The organism is Pseudonocardia alni, from assembly GCF_002813375.1.
Lineage (GTDB): Bacteria > Actinomycetota > Actinomycetes > Mycobacteriales > Pseudonocardiaceae > Pseudonocardia > Pseudonocardia alni.
Window position 1 is genome coordinate 541,047 of sequence record NZ_PHUJ01000003.1, and the last position, 16,991, is coordinate 558,037.

Here is a 16,991-nt window from a genome sequence, read left to right on the forward strand (position 1 = left end):
GTGGACGCCGTGACCGTTCGTGACCGCCTGCTCGCCGTCGTCGTCGCCGTGTTGTGGGGCGCCAACTTCATCGCCATCCACGTCGGGCTCGAGCACTTCCAGCCGCTGTTCCTGGCCGGGCTGCGGATGCTCGTGCTGGCGGTCCCGACGGTGCTCCTCGTGCCGCGGCCGCGGGTTCCGCTGCGCTGGCTCGTCGGCTACGGGCTCGGGTTCGGCACGGTGCAGTTCCTCTTCCTGTTCCTGGGGATGTACGCCGGGATGCCGACCGGGCTCGCGTCCCTGGTCCTGCAGGCGTCGGGACCGTTCACGCTCGTGCTGGGTGCGCTGCTGCTGCGCGAGAGGGTGACGCCGCGGCAGTGGGCCGGGATCGGCGTCGCCGTGCTCGGGCTGGGGTGCATCGCCCTCGCCCGAGCCCAGTCCGCGGCGCTGCTGCCGGTCGTGCTGACCCTGCTCGGCGCGCTCGGCTGGGCGGCCGGGAACCTGTGCAGCCGGCTGGCCCAGCGCGACGGCGAGGCGGTCGACCCGCTGCACCTGACGCTGTGGATGACCGTCGTGCCGCCGGTGCCGATGCTGGCCGCCTCGGCCGTGGTGGAGGGTCCGGGCACCTGGGGCGACGTCGTCGCGATGGTGACCCCCGACGGCGTCGCCGGGCTGGTCGCGCTCGTGTACCTGTCGCTGGTGGCGACCGTGCTCGCCGCCGGGATCTGGACCGGGCTGATGCGCCGCTACCCGGCGGGGCTCGTCGCGCCGCACTCGCTGCTCGTCCCGGTGGTCGGGATGAGCCTGGCGATGGTGCTCCTGGGGGAGCGGCCGTCGGTGACCGAGCTGGTCGCCGGGGCGGTGGTCGTCGGCGGAGTGCTGGTGGCCTCCGCGCCGGCCCGGCGTCGGGTACCGGTGGCGGCATGAGGCTGCGCTGCACCACGCTCGTGGTCGACGACCACGACGCCGCGCTCACCTTCCTCGTCGACGTGCCCGGCTTCGATCAGGTCGATGACTCGCCCGCGACGACCTCGGCGACCGGGGCGGCGAAGCGCCGGGTCGTGCGTCGTCGTGGTGCGTCCGCCCGGCGCCGACACCGGCCTGCTCCTGACCCGCACCGACGGCGACCGGCAGCGGGCCGTCGTCGGTGACCAGTTCGCCGGGCGGGTGGGGCACTTCCTGGAGGTCGACGACGCCGCCGCGGAGTACGAGCGGCTCGTGGCGCTCGGGGTGGAGTTCGAGGGACCGCCGCGGGTGGAGACCTACGGCACGGTCGCGGTGTTCCGCGACGTCGCCGGGAACCGGTGGGACCTGCTCTCCGGGCCGTGGGTCAGGCCCGCCGGCGCCGTCGGCGGTTGCGGCGACGGCGGCTCGGGACGAGGAACGCCGCCGCGGTCCCGACCAGGACGACGACCCCGAGCGCGACGAGGGCGGTCACGAACGCGCCCGCCGACACCGTGGTCGCCGGGGGCTCGGGCGGTACCGCGGGCGCGGCCGCGACCTCGCGGGTGGCGGTGCACAAGGTGTCCTCGTGCGGGCCCGCAGGGTTCAGCGGATGGAACTCGTAGCGGGTCCCGGTGGCGTACGACCGGTCGACCGAGGTCGCGGTGTTCGGCCGTGGGTTCGGGGAGCCGGCGACCTGGACGTCGCGGCCGTCGTCGGTGCGGACCTGCGCGACGCGGCCGTCGGCGGAGGTCGAGGCGACGGTGCCGGTGAACGCGTGGGCGGAGCGGAGGGGGTCGGGGACGCACGAGGTCCGGGTGGACGGGATCGTGGTCCCGATCGCCGCGCTTGTCCCGCTCGCCGCGCTCGTCGGGGCGAGGAGCGCCAGGACGGCGAGCAGCGGGACGGCGAGAGGGGGCACGGGGTCATCCTCGCGCGTGCGAGGGTCGCGCGCCTCCGCCGTCCAGCCGAGTGGTGAGGTGCGGAATGCCGGGACGTCGTTCTCGGAGCGCAGCTGGAGTCGTGGTGGGGCGGCCTGGGCTGTCGAGGTACGACCGCGGTGCTCCGGCGAGTGCGTCGGCCATGGGCTCGGGCAGCGGCCGCGGGGCGTGACGCCCAGGCATGATGGGGCGTGACGCCCGGGCATGATGAGGCCGGGGAGGCTGCGTCGCGAGCTGGTGCGCGGGCAGTGCCGGGACGCGGTCGGTGAAGCGGCCACGCGCGCGGCGCGACCGACGTCGCATCGTCGCTGCTCTCGACCGACGGAGCGTCGACGCACCTCCCTGTACTGCGCGGCAGCGCACCCCACCGCGCCGCGCTCCACCGCGCCGCACTCACCGCGCGGCATCGTGTCGGCGGACGAGCGTTCGCGCGTCGGAGACGCGTTCAGCGGGATCCACGGCGACGGTGGGGTGTTCCTGTTCGCAGACGGGCAGGAGCGCGGCGGGACCTCCGGTCCCTACGGCGGCGGTCTCTCTCGCGGCGCCGGTCGTCGTGTGCCGCGCTCCTCCGGTACACGGTGATCGTCCGCCGGTGGGATGCGGCGGACGGCCGGAGGCGAGCGCCGAATGACCTCGGAACGTCCAGCTCAGAGCAGTATAATCGAACATGTGATCGATACTTCGGATGTGTTGGGCCATGCCGACCCGGGTGACGACCCGGCCTGGCTCGAACACCGGCGCCGCCGCGAGGCGGTGGAGGAGGCGACCCGGTGCCCGCACGGCCTCGCGATCGACCTGTGCGGCGAGATGTGCGGTCCCGAGCCCCCGCCCGACCAGTCCGCCGGGATCGACGACGTCGCCTGGGAGGCGCTGCGGTACCTGGTCGCCGGAGCCCCGACCGACCGGCTCACCGACCTGCAGGTGCTCGACGTCCTCGAGGGCGCCGAGCACTGGGTGCGCCGTGCGAGCGCCCTGCGGATGCGGTCGGTCGCGCTGATCGCGGAGCGCCGCCCGGCGGGGAGCGGCGCCGCACCGCCGGGCGCGGACCCGCGTGCGGTGCAGCCCGTCTCCCGGTGGTTGCCGGACCAGGTGGCGATCGTGCTGCGGGTCCCGCGCGATCACGCCCGGTCGCTGATCGGGCAGGCGCAGCGATTCGTCCAGGTTTTGCCGGAGACCCTGGCCGCGTGGGAGTCGGGCCAGATCGACCAGGGAGCAGCCGAGGCGATCTCGTCCGCGACCCTCGTGCTGGACGACGAGCGCGCCCGCCGGGTGCAGGCCGCGGTCCTCCCGGGCGCCCCGGAAGCACACCGCCGGCTGCTGCGCGACCGGCTGCGCCGCCACGTCGCCCACGTCGCCCGCGTCGACCCCGACGGCGCCCGCGAGCGCCACGAACGGGCCCGGTCGGAGCGACGGATGTCGATCTCCCCGGGGGACGACGGCATGGGCTCGCTCTGGCTCTGCGGCACGGCCGCGCAGGTGGGGGCGTCGTGGCAGTGCGTCGACCGGCTCGCGCGCTCCCTGGACGACCCGTGCGACGACCGCACCCTGGACCAGAAGCGTGTCGACCTCGCCCACCAGCTGCAGCAGGGCACGCTGACGCTCACCGACGTCGGCACGGTCCGGGACGCGCTCGGCGCGGACGGGGCGGGGACCGACGAGGACGGCCTGCTCGCCGCGGTCGCGCGGGTGCTCGCCGCGAAGCCGGACCCGGAGGAGGCCGTGGGCCGACGCCCGCTGATCCAGGTCGTCGTCCCGCTCAGCACGCTGATGGGCGGCGCGGCACCGGGCGAGCTGGTCGGGCACGGCCCGATCCCCGCCGACCTCGCCCGGGCCCTCGCCGCCGGCGGGGTGTGGCAGCGGCTGGTGGCCGATCCGCTGTCGGGCACGCTGCTCGACGTGGGGCGGACCCGCTACCGCCCGCCGGTCGCGATGGCCGACCACGTCCGGGCGCGGGACTGCACCTGTCGCGGCCCGGCGTGCAGCCGACGGGTCCGCGACCTCGACCACCACGTGCCGTGGGCGGCCGGGGACGGGTCGACCAGCGCCGAGAACCTGTTCGGGCTGTGCCGGGCCGACCACGTGTTGAAGGACGCACCGGGCTGGCAGGTGCTCGCCGGGACCGACGGCAGTCTGACCTGGGTGGCACCGTGCGACCGCCGGGCGACGACGCGGCCGTTCGACCACCGGGTCTTCACCGATCCGCTGCCGGACGCGGCCGACCACGACACCACCGTCGTCGCGCCCTTCTGATCACCGTGCCGAACGGGCAGGGTGGCCTGGCGGAGCCTCGCTCGGGGCCGTGTCCGCTGCTCAGGCGGCCGGGGCGGCGAGCTGCCAGGAGACGCCGAAGCGGTCCTCGACCCAGGCGAAGGGGCCGAAGCCGTAGTCGTCGAGCGGCATGAACTCCCGTCCACCGGTCGCGAGGGCCGCCAGCAGCCGCTCCTGCTCGTCGCCGGACTCGCAGTCCACCCACAGCGAGACGGCGGGGGAGAAGTCCCACTGGTGCACCGGCGGGCTGTCGCTGCACCGCAGGCGCTGCCCGGCGACGACGAACTCGGCGAGGACCACCGCGTTCGGATCGTCGGGGCGGTGGGTGACCGAGACGATCTCGCCGTCGTCGAACAGGGATGTCCAGAACTCCATCGCCTCGCTCGCGCTCGGGCCACGCGGCGGCTGGAAGGTCAGGAACGGCACGGCTCGGGCGGTCATCGGGTCCTCCTGCGCGGGGCGGGGCGGGGCCGACGGTGCACGTAAACCGGACGACACGGCCGTGCGCCGATGGCTAGGGTCGACACCATGGCACGAGGCATCTGGTCGCAGAAGGTCCGCACCGCCCGCTGACGGCGGCGCCCTTCACCCCTTCCGAATCGCGTCCGCCGTCCCGGTCCCCGCCGGGCGGCGCAGTCCGTGCTGCCCGGCTCCGATCCCGGATGCCGCGGAGCCCTCGTGCACACCACACCCGAACAACCGTCCCTGTCACCCGCCCTCGACGCCGGCGCGGCCGCCCACGTGCGTGTCGAGGACGTCGTCGTCACCCGCGGGTCGCACCGCGTCCTCACCGGCGTGACGCTGACCGTCTCCGCCCGCTCGCGGCTCGCCGTCGTCGGGGAGAACGGGCGCGGCAAGTCCACGCTCCTGCACGTCCTCGCGGGCCTGCTCGCACCGGACGCCGGGGTCGTGCACCGCGCCGGCACCGTCGCCCTGGCCCGCCAGGAGGTGCCCGCCCGCGACGGCGAGACCGTCGGCACCCTGACCGCGGAGGCGCTCGCCGCCCCGCGGACGGCGCTGCGCGAGCTCGACGCGGCGACCGCGGCGCTCACCGACGGCGCGCCCGGCGCCGACGACCGGTTCGCCACCGCCCTGGACGCCGCGACCCGGCTCGACGCCTGGGACGCCGAACGCCGCGTCGACGTCGCCCTCGGTGCGATCGGCGCCTGCACCGACCGCACCCGGCCGCTGGAGACGCTGTCGGTGGGACAGCGCCACCGCGTGCGGCTGGCGTGCCTGCTCGGTGCCCGCCACGACGTCCTGCTCCTCGACGAGCCCACCAACCACCTCGACGCCGCCGGGCTCGACTTCCTGACCCGCACCCTGCGCGCGCACCCGGGCGGGCTCGCCGTGGTCAGTCACGACCGGGCCCTGCTGCGTGACGTCGCCGACGAGTTCTGCGACCTCGACCCGACGCGCGACGGCACGCCCCGGCTCACCGCGGGCGGCTACGACGCCTGGAGGACCGCGCGGGACCGGGCCCGCGCCGCGTGGGAGGCCGAGCACGCCGAACAGCAGGCCGAGCACCGCCGCCTCGCCGACGCCGTCGCCACCGCGCGGGACCGGCTCTCGACCGGCTGGCGTCCGGACAAGGGGACCGGCAAGCACGCCCGCCAGTCCCGGGCCCCGGGGGTGGTGCAGGCGCTGCACCGGCGTCGGGCCGAGCTCGACGCGCACCGGATCGACGTGCCGGTACCGCCGTCGTCGTTGCGCCGGCCCGACCTCGACGTGCGTCCTGGCGCGCCCCAGCTGCGCGCGCACGGAGTCGGCGTGCGGGGGCGGCTCGCCGGTCCGGTCGACCTGGTCCTCGACGCGGGCGACCGGCTGCTCGTGACCGGGCCGAACGGGGCCGGGAAGTCGACGCTGCTCGCCGTGCTGGCCGGGTCGCTCGCTCCGGACGCCGGGTCGGTGCGCACCGCGAGCGGCGCCCGGGTCGTCCGGCTGGGGCAGGAGACCGCGGTGCTCGACCCGCGGCGGCCCGCGCGTGCCGTGCTGGAGCACGTCGGTGGTGGCGCCCACGGCCTGCTCGACGCGGCGGCGCTGCGGACCCCGGTGGGTCGGCTGTCGGAGGGCCGGCGGCGCCGGCTCGACCTGGCCCGCGCCCTGGCGGAGCGCCCGACGACGCTGCTGCTCGACGAGCCGACCAACCATTTGTCCGCGCGGCTCGTGGACGAGCTCACCGCGATGGTCCGGGACACCTCGGCGGCCGTCGTCGTCGCCACCCACGACCGGCAGCTGCTGCGCGACCTGGCCGACTGGCCGCGGCTGGAGCTCGACCCGGCCGGGTGATCACGGCCGGAGCCCGGCCTCGACGGCGTCGAGGGTGCGGCGCAGCCCGGAGTCGAACAGCGGCTCACCGCCGCCGGGCCCGCGCACGACGGCGCCGCCGAGGAGCCGGGACAGCACCGGCAGGCGCTCCGCCCGGCCGGAGCGGCGGACGTCGTCGAGGGTGGGGAGGCGGTCCCCGGCCAGGGCCGCAGCGCCCCGGACGTAGCCGTGCAGCAGGTGCAGCACCTCGACGGCCGCGTGCAGCGGGTGCCCCGCCCCGACGACGTGCGCCAGCAGCGCCTCCGACCACGCGCACTCGGCGGGGCCGGTGGCGCGGGGGCCGGCGAGCAGCCCGACGGTCCACGGGTGCTCGTCGAGCACGTCGCGCAGGGCGGCCGCCCAGATCTCGCAGCCCAGCCGCAGCCCGCAGCCCGACAGGTCCGGCGGCTCGCCCAGTGCGACGTCCAGGACGAGGTCGACCAGCGCGTCCTTGCCGGGCACGTGCCGGTACAGCGACATCGGCGCGGACCCCAGCTCGCGGGCCAGCCGCGGCATCGACACCGCGGCCAGCCCGTCGGCGTCGGCGAGGCGCAGCGCCGTGGCGACGATCGAGCCGCGGTCCAACGTCCGGCGCGCCGGGGCCGGGGGAGCGGCCCAGCGGGGGTCGTCGGCGGCGGTCACGCGTCGATCATGTCACGCATTTCGTAGGGAGCCCTACGCGCATGGCGTAACCCCTACGCGCCCTGCGCCCGGCGGAGTGCCGGTGCGCGGTTCGTAGGGTGTCCCGATGGAGTTGTGGGAGGTCGGGGTCATCGCGCTGGCCGGGCTCTGGGCGGGGTTGATCAACACCGTCGTCGGGTCGGGGACGCTGGTGACCTTCCCGGTGCTCGTGGCGCTGGGCTTCCCCCCGGTGACGGCGACGACGTCGAACGCCATCGGGCTGATCACCGGCTCGGTCACCGGCGCCGTCGGGTACCGCAAGGAGTGGGCCGGGCACGGCCGCCGCCTCGCGAAGTACGGTGTCGCGTCGTTCCTGGGGGCCGTGGTCGGTGCGGCGCTGCTGTTGTCGCTGCCGCCGGACGCGTTCGAGACGATCGTGCCGGTCCTGGTCGGTACCTCGGTGCTGCTGGTCGCTGTGCAGCCCCTGCTGGCCCGCCTGCTGCGCGACCGCCCGCGTCCGGACCGGTCCGGCTCGCCGGTGCTCTACGTGCTGGTGTTCCTGGTGGGCGTCTACGGCGGCTACTTCACCGCCGCCCAGGGGATCATGCTGGTCGGGGTGATGGGGTTGCTCGTCGCGGACCCGCTCCAGCGGCTCAACGCCTTCAAGAACACCCTCGCCTCGGTCGTGAACATCGTCGCCGGGGCGATCTACGCCGTCGTCGCGCCGGTCGACTGGACGGTCGTCGGGATCATCGCGGTCAGCTCGATCGTCGGCGGGCTGCTCGGTGCGAAGGTCGGCCGCAGGCTGCCGCCCGCGGTGCTGCGGACCGTGATCGTCGTGATCGGGGTCGCGGCGATCGTGTTCCTGCTGGTGGAGTGAGCGCCCCGAACTGTCGGGGGTGTCTGCTCTCCTGAGGGCGTGGACGACGACCGCGCTACCGAGCTGGCCGTGGCCCTCGCCTCGCTGGCCGGGCGCGAGATCGGCCCGGACGAGGCGCGTGCCGTCGTCGCGCACGCCCACACCCTGAGTCCGGGCCGCGCCAACGTCATCTGGTCCCGGCACCGGCGCGCGCCGCGCACCGTGTCGCTGCGCGACTACCTGGCGATGACCCTGCGCTTCGTCGACGGGGGCCCGCCGTGAGCTCACACACCGACGGCCGCGAGCGCCGCGTCGAGGGCGTCGTCGTCGCCGACGTTGCCCGGCACCACCACCTGCACGACCGCGCGCCCGCCCGGCGTCATCAGGTCCCACACCGACACCCCGGGCAGCACCTGCCCGCGGACCCGCGCCGAGACCGCGCCGAGGCCGTCGCGGGCGACCTGGGCCCCGGTGATCCCGCCCTTGGTCACCACGACGTCGACCTGCTCGCGCAGGGCCGCGACCGCTCCGACCACCGCCCGCATCACCGACTCCCCGTGGGCCAGGGTGTCGTGCTCGGCGCGGCGCTCCCGCTCGCTGGCCAGGGCCGCCCAGCCGCCGGCGGACAGGTCACCGGCCAGGTCACGGACCAGCCGGGCCGCGGTCGCGTCCGGGTCGGCGAGTGCGTCGTCGGTGCCGACCACCACGGGCGCACCGCGCCCGGCGCAGGCGTACGTCAGCTGCCGGCCCGCGGCGGCGGTGTGCGAGCCGCACACCAGCAGCGTGCGGCCCGGGCCCGCGACGGGGGCGTCGAGCAGGCCGTCGCTGCTCACCCGGCAGACCGCGGCCGCCAGCGGCGCCCCGCCGCGCGCGACGATCTCGCGGGTCGCCCACGCCGCGCGCAGGGCGTCGGCGACACGGGCGACGTCGGTGTCGTCGTGCACGTCGGGCAGCACCACGTCGATGTCCCCGGCGCCGGTCAGCACCCCGGTGAGCGCGCCGGAGCGCACGTCGTCGATGCCGACCGTGACCGGTGTGCGCACGGACTTCTCCCGGACGTAGCCGGGCAGATGGCCGTCGCGGTAGCCGAACACCGGGTCGCGGGCGAACTCCGTCTCGTGCGCCGGGAGGATCTCGCCGCCGACGCGTACCCGGTGCGTGCCGTCGACGGTCGTGCGTCCGCCGCCGGGGAAGGCGGGGACGAACAGCACCGGCGCGGCCGGGTCGACGGCATCGCACTCGGCGAACACGTGCCCGCGCAGCGTCGAGTCGCCCCGCAGCACCAGCCGGACCCGCTCGCCGAGCCGCCCGCCCGCGACGTCGGCGTCGGCTCGGATGCCCGACACCAGTGCGACGGCGGCCTGTTCGTCGAGCGCGCGGGTGTTGGTCAGCAGGTACACCGCGTCGGCCCGGCGCAGGGCGTTGGTGAGCACGTCGGCGTCCCACCGGAGCAGGACCTCGACCCCGGTCGCGGACTGCGTCCCGGTCGGGTCGTCGTCGCAGACGAGGATCTTCACCGCTCCCGCCCCGGGGTGTCGAGCAGCGCGTCGGCGCGGGTGCGGAACAGCGCCGTGCCCCACATCATCGCCGCGGCGAGGAAGGCGAGGACCCCCAGCGAGACGACGCCCCACGTCCCGGCCTCGGTCGGGACGGCCTCGTTGATCGCGGTCCGCATGATCGGCGCGACGAAGCCGCCGAGGTTGCCGATCGAGTTGATCAGACCGATGCCGGTGGCCGCCGCGGCTCCGGTGAGGAACGCCGTCGGGAACGACCAGCTGATCGGACCGGCGCACAGGAACGCCGACACCGCGACGGTGATCGCGACGATGCCCAGCAGCGCCTGTCCGTTCGCCCCGGCCCAGGCCGAGGCGAGGATCGCGGCGCCGGTCAGGAGGAAGGCGATGCCGCCCCAGTGGCGCCGCCGCGCGACGGTGTCGGCGTGCCGGCCGACGACGTAGCAGAAGACCAGGCCGACCGCCCAGGGGATCGCCGCGACGAGCCCGACCTGCCAGCCGACGTCGCGCCCGAGCAGGCCCGCGACCTGCTGGGGCAGGTAGAACGTGGTGCCGTAGACGGCCACCTGCAGGCAGAAGTAGATGACGGTGAAGTACCAGACCTTGCCGTTGAGCATCGCCGGGACGATCCCGCGCGGGCCGTCGGCGTCGCGCACGGTGTCCTCGTGCGCCATGACCTCGCGCATCGCGGCCTTCTCGCGCTCGTCGAGCCAGGTCGCCTTCTGCGGGGAGTCGGTCAGCAGGAAGTACGCGGCCACGCCGGCGACGATCGCCATGACGCCCTCGACGAAGAACATGACCTGCCAGCCGTGCCAGGGCGTGAGGGTGTCGCCGAAGCTGATCAGCCCACCCGACAGCGGCGCCCCGAGCATCTGGCTGAACGGCTGGGCCAGGTAGAAGATCGCGAACATCTGCACGCGCTTCTTGTTCGGGAACCACTGCGACAGGAACATGATCACGCCGGGGAACAGCCCGGCCTCGGTGACGCCGAGCAGGAACCGCAGGAACACGAACATCGTGTCGTTCGTGGTGAACGCGAACGCGCTCGCGACCACACCCCAGGTCACCGCGATCCGGGCCAGCCAGAACCGGGCGCCGAAGCGGTCGAGCAGCAGGTTGCTGGGGATCTCGAAGATCGCGTAGCCGATGAAGAAGATGCCCGCGCCCAGGGCGAACGCCCCGGCGCTGATGCCGCGGTCGACCTGCAGCCCCTCCTCGGCGAAGCCGACGTTGGTGCGGTCCAGGAACGCGACGAAGTAGAGGACCACCAGCATCGGCATGAGCCGGGTGGTGGCCTTGCGGATGCCGGACGCGAGGTGCGGGCTGTCGAGCAGCGCGCGCGGCGTGCGGTCGCCGGTGGTGGGTTCCACGATCTCCCCTTCGAGGTCGTGTGCGGGCGGACGGGTCAGAGGACCAGCACGAGGCCGATCGCGACGAGGACGAGGCCGATCGCGAGGAACGCGACGCGCGACCACGACCAGCCGGGGAACGGTTCACGGGGCACGCGGGCTCCTAGTGCATGTAGAGGCCGCCGTCGACGTTCAGGGTCTGGCCCGTCACGAAGCCGGAGTCGGGCCCGATGAGGTACGCGGCGGCGGCGGCGACGTCGTGCGGGGTGCCGATGCGCGCCACCACGCCGTCGGCGGCCATGGCCGCCTTGCGCTCGGGCGAGAGGGTGCCGCCCATGATGTCGGTGTCGATCGGGCCGGGGGCGATCACGTTCGCGGTGATCCCGTGCGGGCCCAGCTCGCGGGCGACCGAGCGGATGAAGCCCTGGATGCCGGCCTTCGCCGCGGAGTACGGGGTCTTGGAGTAGGTGCCGCCGCCGCGCTGGGCGGAGACCGAGGAGATGCCCACGATGCGTCCGACGCCGTGGGCGACCAGGCTGCGGGCGACCCGCTGGGTGACCCAGTGGGTGCCGTCGAGGTTCACGGCCACGACCCGGCGCCACTCCTGCTCGTCGACGTCGAGGTAGGGGACCGGGGAGGCGACCCCGGCGAACGCGACCAGCGCGACCAGCTGCGGCAGCTGCTGCTCCAGCGCGTCCACCGCGGCGACGGCGGCCTCGCGGTCGGCGACGTCGGCGCCGACGCCCGCGGCGCGCACCCCGTGCCGCTCGGCGATCCCGGCGGCGGTCGTCGCGGCCGCGTCGCCGTCGATGTCGATCAGCCCGACGTGCCAGCCGGCCGCGGCGAGGTGGTCGGCCGCATAGCGCCCGATCCCGCGCGGCGAGCCCGCCCCGGTGAGGATCACGGTCCGTTCGGCGGGGAACCCGGTCATCGGTCGCCCTCCTTCCCGAGCGGGGCCGGGCCCAGCTCGTCGATCAGCTGCGCCATCCGCGCGTAGGCCTTGTTGCGGTACGCGACGAGCTCGGGCACCCGCTCGGCGGGGACGTCGAGGAACCCGCCACCGGACTTGGTGCCCAGCCGGCCGTTCTCGACGTGCTCGGCCAGCGCCCGCGGGGTGGCGAAGCGCTCGGGCCAGCGGCCCTGCAGCGACTCGAAGCAGAACCGGTAGACGTCCAGGCCCGCCATGTCGGCGATCGCGAACGGGCCGAAGAACGGCAGCCGGAACCCGAAGGTGGTCCGGACGATCGTGTCGACGTCCTCCGCGCTCGCGACGCCCTCGTCGACGAGCTGGGACGCCTCGGAGAACAGCGCGTACTGCAGACGGTTGAGGACGAAGCCGTCGGCGTCGGAGATGCGCGCGGGCTGCTTGCCGACCGCGCGCACCAGCTCCTCGACGCCGGGCAGGATCGCCGGGTCGGTGCCGGCGTGCGCGATGACCTCGACGCCGGGGATGAACGGCGCGGGGTTGGAGAAGTGCACGCCCAGGAACCGCTCCGGCCGCGCGACGGCCTCGGCGATCCGCCCGATGAGGATGGTGGAGGTGTTGGACCCGATGACGGTGTCCGGCGCGGCGGCGGCCGAGACCCGGCGCAGCACCTCGTGCTTGATGCCGATCTTCTCCGGCACCGCCTCCTCGACGAAGTCGGCGCCCTCGACGGCGGCCTCGAACGACTCCGCGGCGTGCACGCGCCCGGCGATCGTGTCGGGGGCGTGGGCGGGGAACAGGTCCTCGGCGGCGAAGGCGCGGGCCTCCGCGACGAGCCGGTCGCGGTTGGCGCGGGTGGTGTCGGCGTCGACGTCGGCAATGCGGACCTCGGCCCCGGCCAGGGCCAGGACCTGGGCGATCCCGCCGCCCATGTAGCCGCTGCCGATCACCGCGACGGTGCGTCCCTCGAGAGTCATGAACGGTCCTTCCGGGTGGTGGCGAGCAGGCCGCGCAGATAGTCGCGGTTGGTGGCGCAGACGCCGAGCGAGTCGCCGCCGTACTGCTCCATCAGGAACGGCCCGCGGAAGCCGAGCTCGACGGCGTCGCACACGACCTGCCGGTAGTTGATGAGCCCGAGCTCCATCGAGGTCGGCGTGGAGCTGAACCACGAGCCGTCGCCGGCCTCGTCGCGGGCGTAGTTCTTCACGTGCCAGTACTTCGCGTACGGCAGCGTCCTGGCGTGCATCTCGCGCCAGTCCTCGATGGGGCGGTGCAGCCGGACGAGGTTGCCGATGTCGGGGTTGAGCCCGACGTTGTCGAGCCCGATCTCGTGCACCAGCGCCACGGCGGAGTCGGCGGTGCCGAGGTAGGTGTCCTCGTACATCTCCAGCGCCATCGGCAGGCCGACCGACGCCGCGTGCTCGCCGAGCTCGCGCAGCCGCGCGACGGCGGTGGCCCGGGTCGCGGCGTCGTCGGGGTCCTTCCAGCCGGGCGCGGTCCAGAACCACAGCGCCTTCTTCTGCGCCTCGGAGAACGGGTGGTGCAGGCCGGTGGAGAACACCGTCATGCCCAGCTCGGCGGCCGCGTCGATGGTGCGGTGGGCGTAGTCGAGGTTGCGCTGTTCGCGGCCGGGCTGCAGCACGCTCTGGCGCTGCACGTGCACCGAGATCATCGCGACGCCGTGCTGCGTCGCGATCGCGCGCAGCTCCTCGCGGCGCGAGGGCTCCAGGTCGGCGGGCCGGATGTGGGAGTCGGCGATCTCCAGCTCGGTGAACCCGAGGGCGGCGACCTGGGCGAACACGTCGTCCCAGCGCTCGGCGGGGGCGTCGTGCAGCGCCACCCCGTCGGGTCCCACGGGGGCGAACCCGTGCATGCAGACGGCGATCGGCCAGTCCTCTGGCGCGGGGACCGGGGGTGTGGTGGGCATGGCGGCTCCTTCGGTGCACATGCGATCTTGGATAGATCCTATAGGATTGACGAGCGAGGTCAACCGTTCGGGGGATGTCGATCGGGACGGGCGGGTCAGGCCCCGCGCTCGAAGCGCAGCGAGCGCTCGCGCACGTTGTCGAGGTGGCGGCGTAGCGCGGCCACCGGCTCGTCCACGCCGCCGGAGGCGAACGCGTCGACGACGCCGCCGTGCTCCGCGACCGCCTCCTCGACGTCGGGGACCCCCTGCAGCGCGGTCTGGCGCATCCGGTGCACCTGGGCGCCGAGGGTCTCGGACATCTGCACGAGGTAGCGGTTGCGGGCGTGGTGGAGCACGACGTCGTGGAACTCGGTGTCGGCGGCGAAGTACTCCGCGGTCAGCGACGGGTCGACCCGGCCCTGCGCGAGTGCGGCGGCCACGCGCTCGCCGGCCGCGGCGTGGCGGGCGTGCGCGGACCGCAGCTCGGCGAGCATGGCCGGGGTCGCGGGGGCGGCCATGCTCGCGGCGGTGGTCTCCAGCATCAGCCGGGCGTCGAAGAGCTCGGCGAGCTGGTCGGCGGCCAGCGGCGGCGCGACCCGGTAGCCCTTGAGCGCCTCGCGGGTCACCAGGCCGGTCCGCTCCAGCTGGACCATGGCCTCGCGCACCGGGGTAGGGGAGACGTCGAGGTCGCGCGCGATGGTGTCGATGCCCAGCCGCGTGCCCGGCTCGAGCCCGCCGGAGAGCAGCAGCTCGAGGATGCGCTCGTAGACGTGGTCGCGCAGGCCGCGGCGCTCGATCCCGCCGCGCAGCCCCGGGGTGCTGGCGCTCATCGGGCTCCCTCCAGGTCGGCGACCTCGTCGAGGATCGCGGCGACGGCGCGCGGGTCGTGGGCGAAGCGGCCCAGGAACATGCCGTCGACGCCGTCGGCGATGCGGGGCAGCAGGCCCGGCCCGGCACTCCCACCGTAGATCACCGCGGCGCCCGGGCGCCCCGCGACGTGCGCACGCAACGCCGACCCGACCGCGCTGACGTGCGCGGCCGGGGCCGGTTCGGGGGCGCCGATCGCCCAGACGGGCTCGTAGGCGACGACGACCGGACCCGTGTGCCCGGCCGCGAGTGCCGGAGCGAGGGCGTGGTCGACCTGGGCCCGCACGGCGTCGGCGGCCCGCCCCGCCCCGGACCGGTCGGTCTCGCCGACGCACAGGACCGGGGTGAGGCCGTTGCGCAGTGCGGCGAGCGTCTTCGCGGCGACGACGTCGTCGGTCTCGCCGAAGTGGGCCCGGCGCTCGGCGTGCCCGACCTCGGCCAGCGTGGCGCCCACCTCGACCAGCACGGGCGCGGTGACCTCCCCGGTCCACGGGCCGTCGTCGTGCACGGCCACGTCCTGGGCGCCGACGGCGATCCCGGCCGGGCGGGCGATCTCCACGGCCGCGGGGATGGACGGGAACTGGGGGAGCGCGAACAGCGTCGCCGCCCCGGAGGCGACGGCCCGGTGCCCGGCGGCGATCGCGGCGACCGCCCGCAGCCAGTCGCAGGTGCGGGCGTGGCCGAGGTAGGTCTTGAGGCTCGACCCGATCAGCACAGGTGCTCCCCGGCCGTGCGTACGACCAGCGCGAACGACACCGCGCCGGGGTCGGGGGTGCCGACGCTGCGCTCGCCGTGGGCCCGCGCGCGGCCCAGGCGGGCCGTGAGCCGTGCGGTGTCCTCGGCGGCCCGCCCGGCGGCGTCGGCGGCGTCGGCCCAGGCGACCGGCAGGTCCTCGCCCGCGCCGACGCGCTCGTCGAGGACGGTGGCGAACGGGACGAGGGCGTCGACCATGGTCTTGTCCCCGACGGCGGCCCCGCCCGCGGCGGCGACGGCCCGCTCGGCGGCGCGGACCGCGGCGGCGACGGCGGCCGTGTCCGGGGTGCCGGTGTCACCGAGCGCGGTGCCGAGCGCGTCGAGCAGGGCGGCCCAGATCGCCCCGGAGGTGCCGCCCGCGCGGTCGCCCCAGGCGTCGGCGGCGTGGCGGAGCACGGTCCCGGCGCCGGCCCCGCGGGCGGCGGCGTCCGCGGCGGCCTCCCGGGCGGCGCGTCCGCCGCGCTGCATGCCGATGCCGTGGTCGCCGTCGCCCGCGACGCGGTCGAGCCGCCCGAGCCGGTCGGCCTCGGCGTCGAGCACCGCGGCGACCGCGTCGAACGCGGCGGCGACCCGCGCACCGCAGGCCCGCGACCCCGGCGATCCCTCGAGCACCGCGGCCGGCGCGCCGGCCGCGGTGTCCTGCGGTGCGGCGGTGGTGCCGTGGTGCCCGGCGACCGCCCCGCGGCGGAACGCGGGGGTGTCGCACGGGGCGGTCCACAGACGCTCCAGCTCGCCGGGGGCGTCGTCGAGCCAGAGCAGGGTCAGCGAGGCGCCCGCCATGTCGAAGCTGGTGCAGAACTCGCCGACCTCGGGGTCGACGACGGTGAGCCCGGCCTCGCCGAGCAGCCGGTGCACGGCGCCGTAGACGACGTAGAGCTCCTCGTACTTGACCGAGCCGAGGCCGTTGAGGATCGGGACGACGCGGTCACCGGCCCCGGCGGGCCGCTCGGCGAGCAGGCCGCGGACCAGAAGCTCGGCGAGCCCGGCCGCGGTGGGCACGTCGGTCTCGTCGATGCCCGGCTCGCCGTGGATGCCCAGCCCGACCGCCATCCGCCCGTCCGGCACGGTGAACAGCGGCGAGCCCGCGCCGGGCAGGGTGCAGCCGTCGAAGGCGACGCCCAGCGACCGGGTCCGCTCGTTGGCCAGCCGGGCGACGCGCTCGACGCCGTCGAGGTCGTGACCGGCTTCGCAGGCCGCGCCGGCGACCTTGAACACGCACAGGTCCCCGGCGATCCCGCGGCGCAGTGCCGGGTCGGCGGCGCTGGAGACGTCGTCGGTGACCACCACGGTGCGGCAGTCCACCCCGGCATCGCGCAGCCGGGCCTGGGCGGCGTCGAAGTTCAGGACGTCGCCGGCGTAGTTGCCGTAGGACATCAGCACCCCGCGGCCCCGGTCCGCCGCGGCGGCGACGGAGTGGACCTGCTGGGTCGAGGGCGAGGCGAACAGGTTGCCCATCGCCGCGCCGTGCGCGAGCCCGGGACCGACGAGCCCGGCGAAGGCGGGGTAGTGCCCGGACCCGCCGCCGACGACCAGCGACACCGTCGGCCCGTCGGCCTCGGTCGATCGCACCACCCCGCCCGGGACGGCCCGGAGCCAGCGCGCGGAGGCCGCGGCGAGCCCGGTGGTCATCTCGGCGGCGAAGTCGTCCGGGTCGTTGAACAGGCGCGTCATCGCGGTCCCCTCGTCCTGGCGGTGCGGAGGTCATCGATCCTATAGGAAGTAGGACGACCGCGACCAGGCCCGGCGGCCGCCCGCGCGTT

Annotated in this window: 17 protein-coding genes and 1 pseudogene; 7 read left to right on the plus strand and 11 right to left on the minus strand. The window is 75.4% G+C overall.

Translation table 11 applies throughout. The annotated features are described in order from the left end of the window. The first annotated feature begins 9 nt into the window (after nucleotides 1–9). The 3 genes and pseudogenes from ATL51_RS03720 to ATL51_RS29805 form a co-directional block, all read left to right on the plus strand. Nucleotides 10–906, plus strand: a complete 897-nt coding sequence (locus ATL51_RS03720) for an EamA family transporter (protein WP_100880456.1) — start codon at nucleotides 10–12, stop codon at nucleotides 904–906. Next, complete coding sequence (locus tag ATL51_RS29240) at nucleotides 903–1,130, plus strand: VOC family protein (RefSeq protein ID WP_301548872.1); 228 nt, start codon at nucleotides 903–905, stop codon at nucleotides 1,128–1,130. The genes ATL51_RS03720 and ATL51_RS29240 overlap by 4 nt, the downstream gene beginning before the upstream one ends. A gap of 16 nt (nucleotides 1,131–1,146) precedes the next feature. Further along, nucleotides 1,147–1,230, plus strand: a pseudogene (locus ATL51_RS29805) (hypothetical protein); the annotation flags it as partial. 79 nt (nucleotides 1,231–1,309) lie between these two features. On the opposite strand, the gene ATL51_RS28585 reads toward ATL51_RS29805, so the two are convergent. Then, entirely contained in the window at nucleotides 1,310–1,843 is a 534-nt protein-coding gene (locus ATL51_RS28585) for a hypothetical protein (RefSeq protein WP_167409935.1), read from the minus strand. A gap of 706 nt (nucleotides 1,844–2,549) precedes the next feature. Between ATL51_RS28585 and ATL51_RS03735 the strand changes: the two genes are divergently transcribed. Next, nucleotides 2,550–4,112, plus strand: a complete 1,563-nt coding sequence (locus ATL51_RS03735) for an HNH endonuclease signature motif containing protein (RefSeq protein WP_167409957.1) — start codon at nucleotides 2,550–2,552, stop codon at nucleotides 4,110–4,112. 60 nt (nucleotides 4,113–4,172) lie between these two features. On the opposite strand, the gene ATL51_RS03740 is transcribed toward ATL51_RS03735, so the two are convergent. Further along, nucleotides 4,173–4,571 carry a VOC family protein gene (locus tag ATL51_RS03740; protein ID WP_073574765.1) on the minus strand — a complete coding sequence of 133 codons (399 nt, stop codon included), beginning with the start codon at nucleotides 4,569–4,571 and terminating at the stop codon, nucleotides 4,173–4,175. Nucleotides 4,572–4,835: 264 nt separating this feature from the next. Between ATL51_RS03740 and ATL51_RS03745 the strand changes: the two genes are divergently transcribed. Next, the gene (locus ATL51_RS03745) at nucleotides 4,836–6,419 is read left to right on the plus strand and encodes an ATP-binding cassette domain-containing protein (protein WP_392567394.1); all 1,584 of its coding nucleotides are present in this window, start codon (nucleotides 4,836–4,838) and stop codon (nucleotides 6,417–6,419) included. Here the strand turns inward: ATL51_RS03745 and ATL51_RS03750 are convergent, their stop codons facing one another. After that, nucleotides 6,420–7,079, minus strand: a complete 660-nt coding sequence (locus ATL51_RS03750) for a TetR/AcrR family transcriptional regulator (RefSeq protein WP_073574767.1) — start codon at nucleotides 7,077–7,079, stop codon at nucleotides 6,420–6,422. It lies immediately after the preceding gene. A 106-nt stretch (nucleotides 7,080–7,185) separates the two neighbouring features. On the opposite strand from ATL51_RS03750, the gene ATL51_RS03755 reads away from it, so the two are divergent. Both ATL51_RS03755 and ATL51_RS03760 read left to right on the plus strand, forming a co-directional pair. Then, entirely contained in the window at nucleotides 7,186–7,938 is a 753-nt protein-coding gene (locus ATL51_RS03755; RefSeq protein WP_100877678.1) for a sulfite exporter TauE/SafE family protein, read from the plus strand. A gap of 39 nt (nucleotides 7,939–7,977) precedes the next feature. Further along, nucleotides 7,978–8,199 (plus strand): hypothetical protein, encoded by a 222-nt coding sequence (locus ATL51_RS03760; RefSeq protein ID WP_100877679.1) that lies wholly within the window; start codon nucleotides 7,978–7,980, stop codon nucleotides 8,197–8,199. Between the two features lie 2 nt (nucleotides 8,200–8,201). Here the strand turns inward: ATL51_RS03760 and ATL51_RS03765 are convergent, their stop codons facing one another. The 8 genes from ATL51_RS03765 to ATL51_RS03800 all read right to left on the minus strand — a co-directional run bounded on the left by ATL51_RS03765 (nucleotide 8,202) and on the right by ATL51_RS03800 (nucleotide 16,902). Next, the gene (locus ATL51_RS03765; RefSeq protein WP_208622908.1) at nucleotides 8,202–9,434 is read right to left on the minus strand and encodes a four-carbon acid sugar kinase family protein; all 1,233 of its coding nucleotides are present in this window, start codon (nucleotides 9,432–9,434) and stop codon (nucleotides 8,202–8,204) included. Beyond that, a complete protein-coding gene (locus ATL51_RS03770; RefSeq protein WP_208622909.1) occupies nucleotides 9,431–10,801 on the minus strand; it encodes an MFS transporter in 1,371 nt (456 codons plus the stop codon). The genes ATL51_RS03765 and ATL51_RS03770 overlap by 4 nt, the downstream gene beginning before the upstream one ends. Before the next feature lie 142 nt (nucleotides 10,802–10,943). After that, entirely contained in the window at nucleotides 10,944–11,711 is a 768-nt protein-coding gene (locus ATL51_RS03775) for an SDR family NAD(P)-dependent oxidoreductase (protein WP_100877680.1), read from the minus strand. Beyond that, nucleotides 11,708–12,682 (minus strand): 3-hydroxyacyl-CoA dehydrogenase family protein, encoded by a 975-nt coding sequence (locus ATL51_RS03780; protein WP_100877681.1) that lies wholly within the window; start codon nucleotides 12,680–12,682, stop codon nucleotides 11,708–11,710. The genes ATL51_RS03775 and ATL51_RS03780 overlap by 4 nt, the downstream gene beginning before the upstream one ends. Continuing rightward, nucleotides 12,679–13,632 carry a sugar phosphate isomerase/epimerase family protein gene (locus ATL51_RS03785; RefSeq protein WP_100877682.1) on the minus strand — a complete coding sequence of 318 codons (954 nt, stop codon included), beginning with the start codon at nucleotides 13,630–13,632 and terminating at the stop codon, nucleotides 12,679–12,681. The genes ATL51_RS03780 and ATL51_RS03785 overlap by 4 nt, the downstream gene beginning before the upstream one ends. Before the next feature lie 95 nt (nucleotides 13,633–13,727). Further along, on the minus strand, nucleotides 13,728–14,441 hold the full coding sequence (locus ATL51_RS03790) for a GntR family transcriptional regulator (protein WP_073574775.1): 714 nt from the start codon (nucleotides 14,439–14,441) through the stop codon (nucleotides 13,728–13,730). Beyond that, a complete protein-coding gene (locus ATL51_RS03795; protein ID WP_208622910.1) occupies nucleotides 14,438–15,193 on the minus strand; it encodes a triose-phosphate isomerase family protein in 756 nt (251 codons plus the stop codon). Before ATL51_RS03795 ends, ATL51_RS03790 begins: the two co-directional genes overlap by 4 nt. Further along, complete coding sequence (locus ATL51_RS03800; RefSeq protein ID WP_100877683.1) at nucleotides 15,187–16,902, minus strand: dihydroxyacetone kinase family protein; 1,716 nt, start codon at nucleotides 16,900–16,902, stop codon at nucleotides 15,187–15,189. Before ATL51_RS03800 ends, ATL51_RS03795 begins: the two co-directional genes overlap by 7 nt. Nucleotides 16,903–16,991 lie beyond the last annotated feature (89 nt).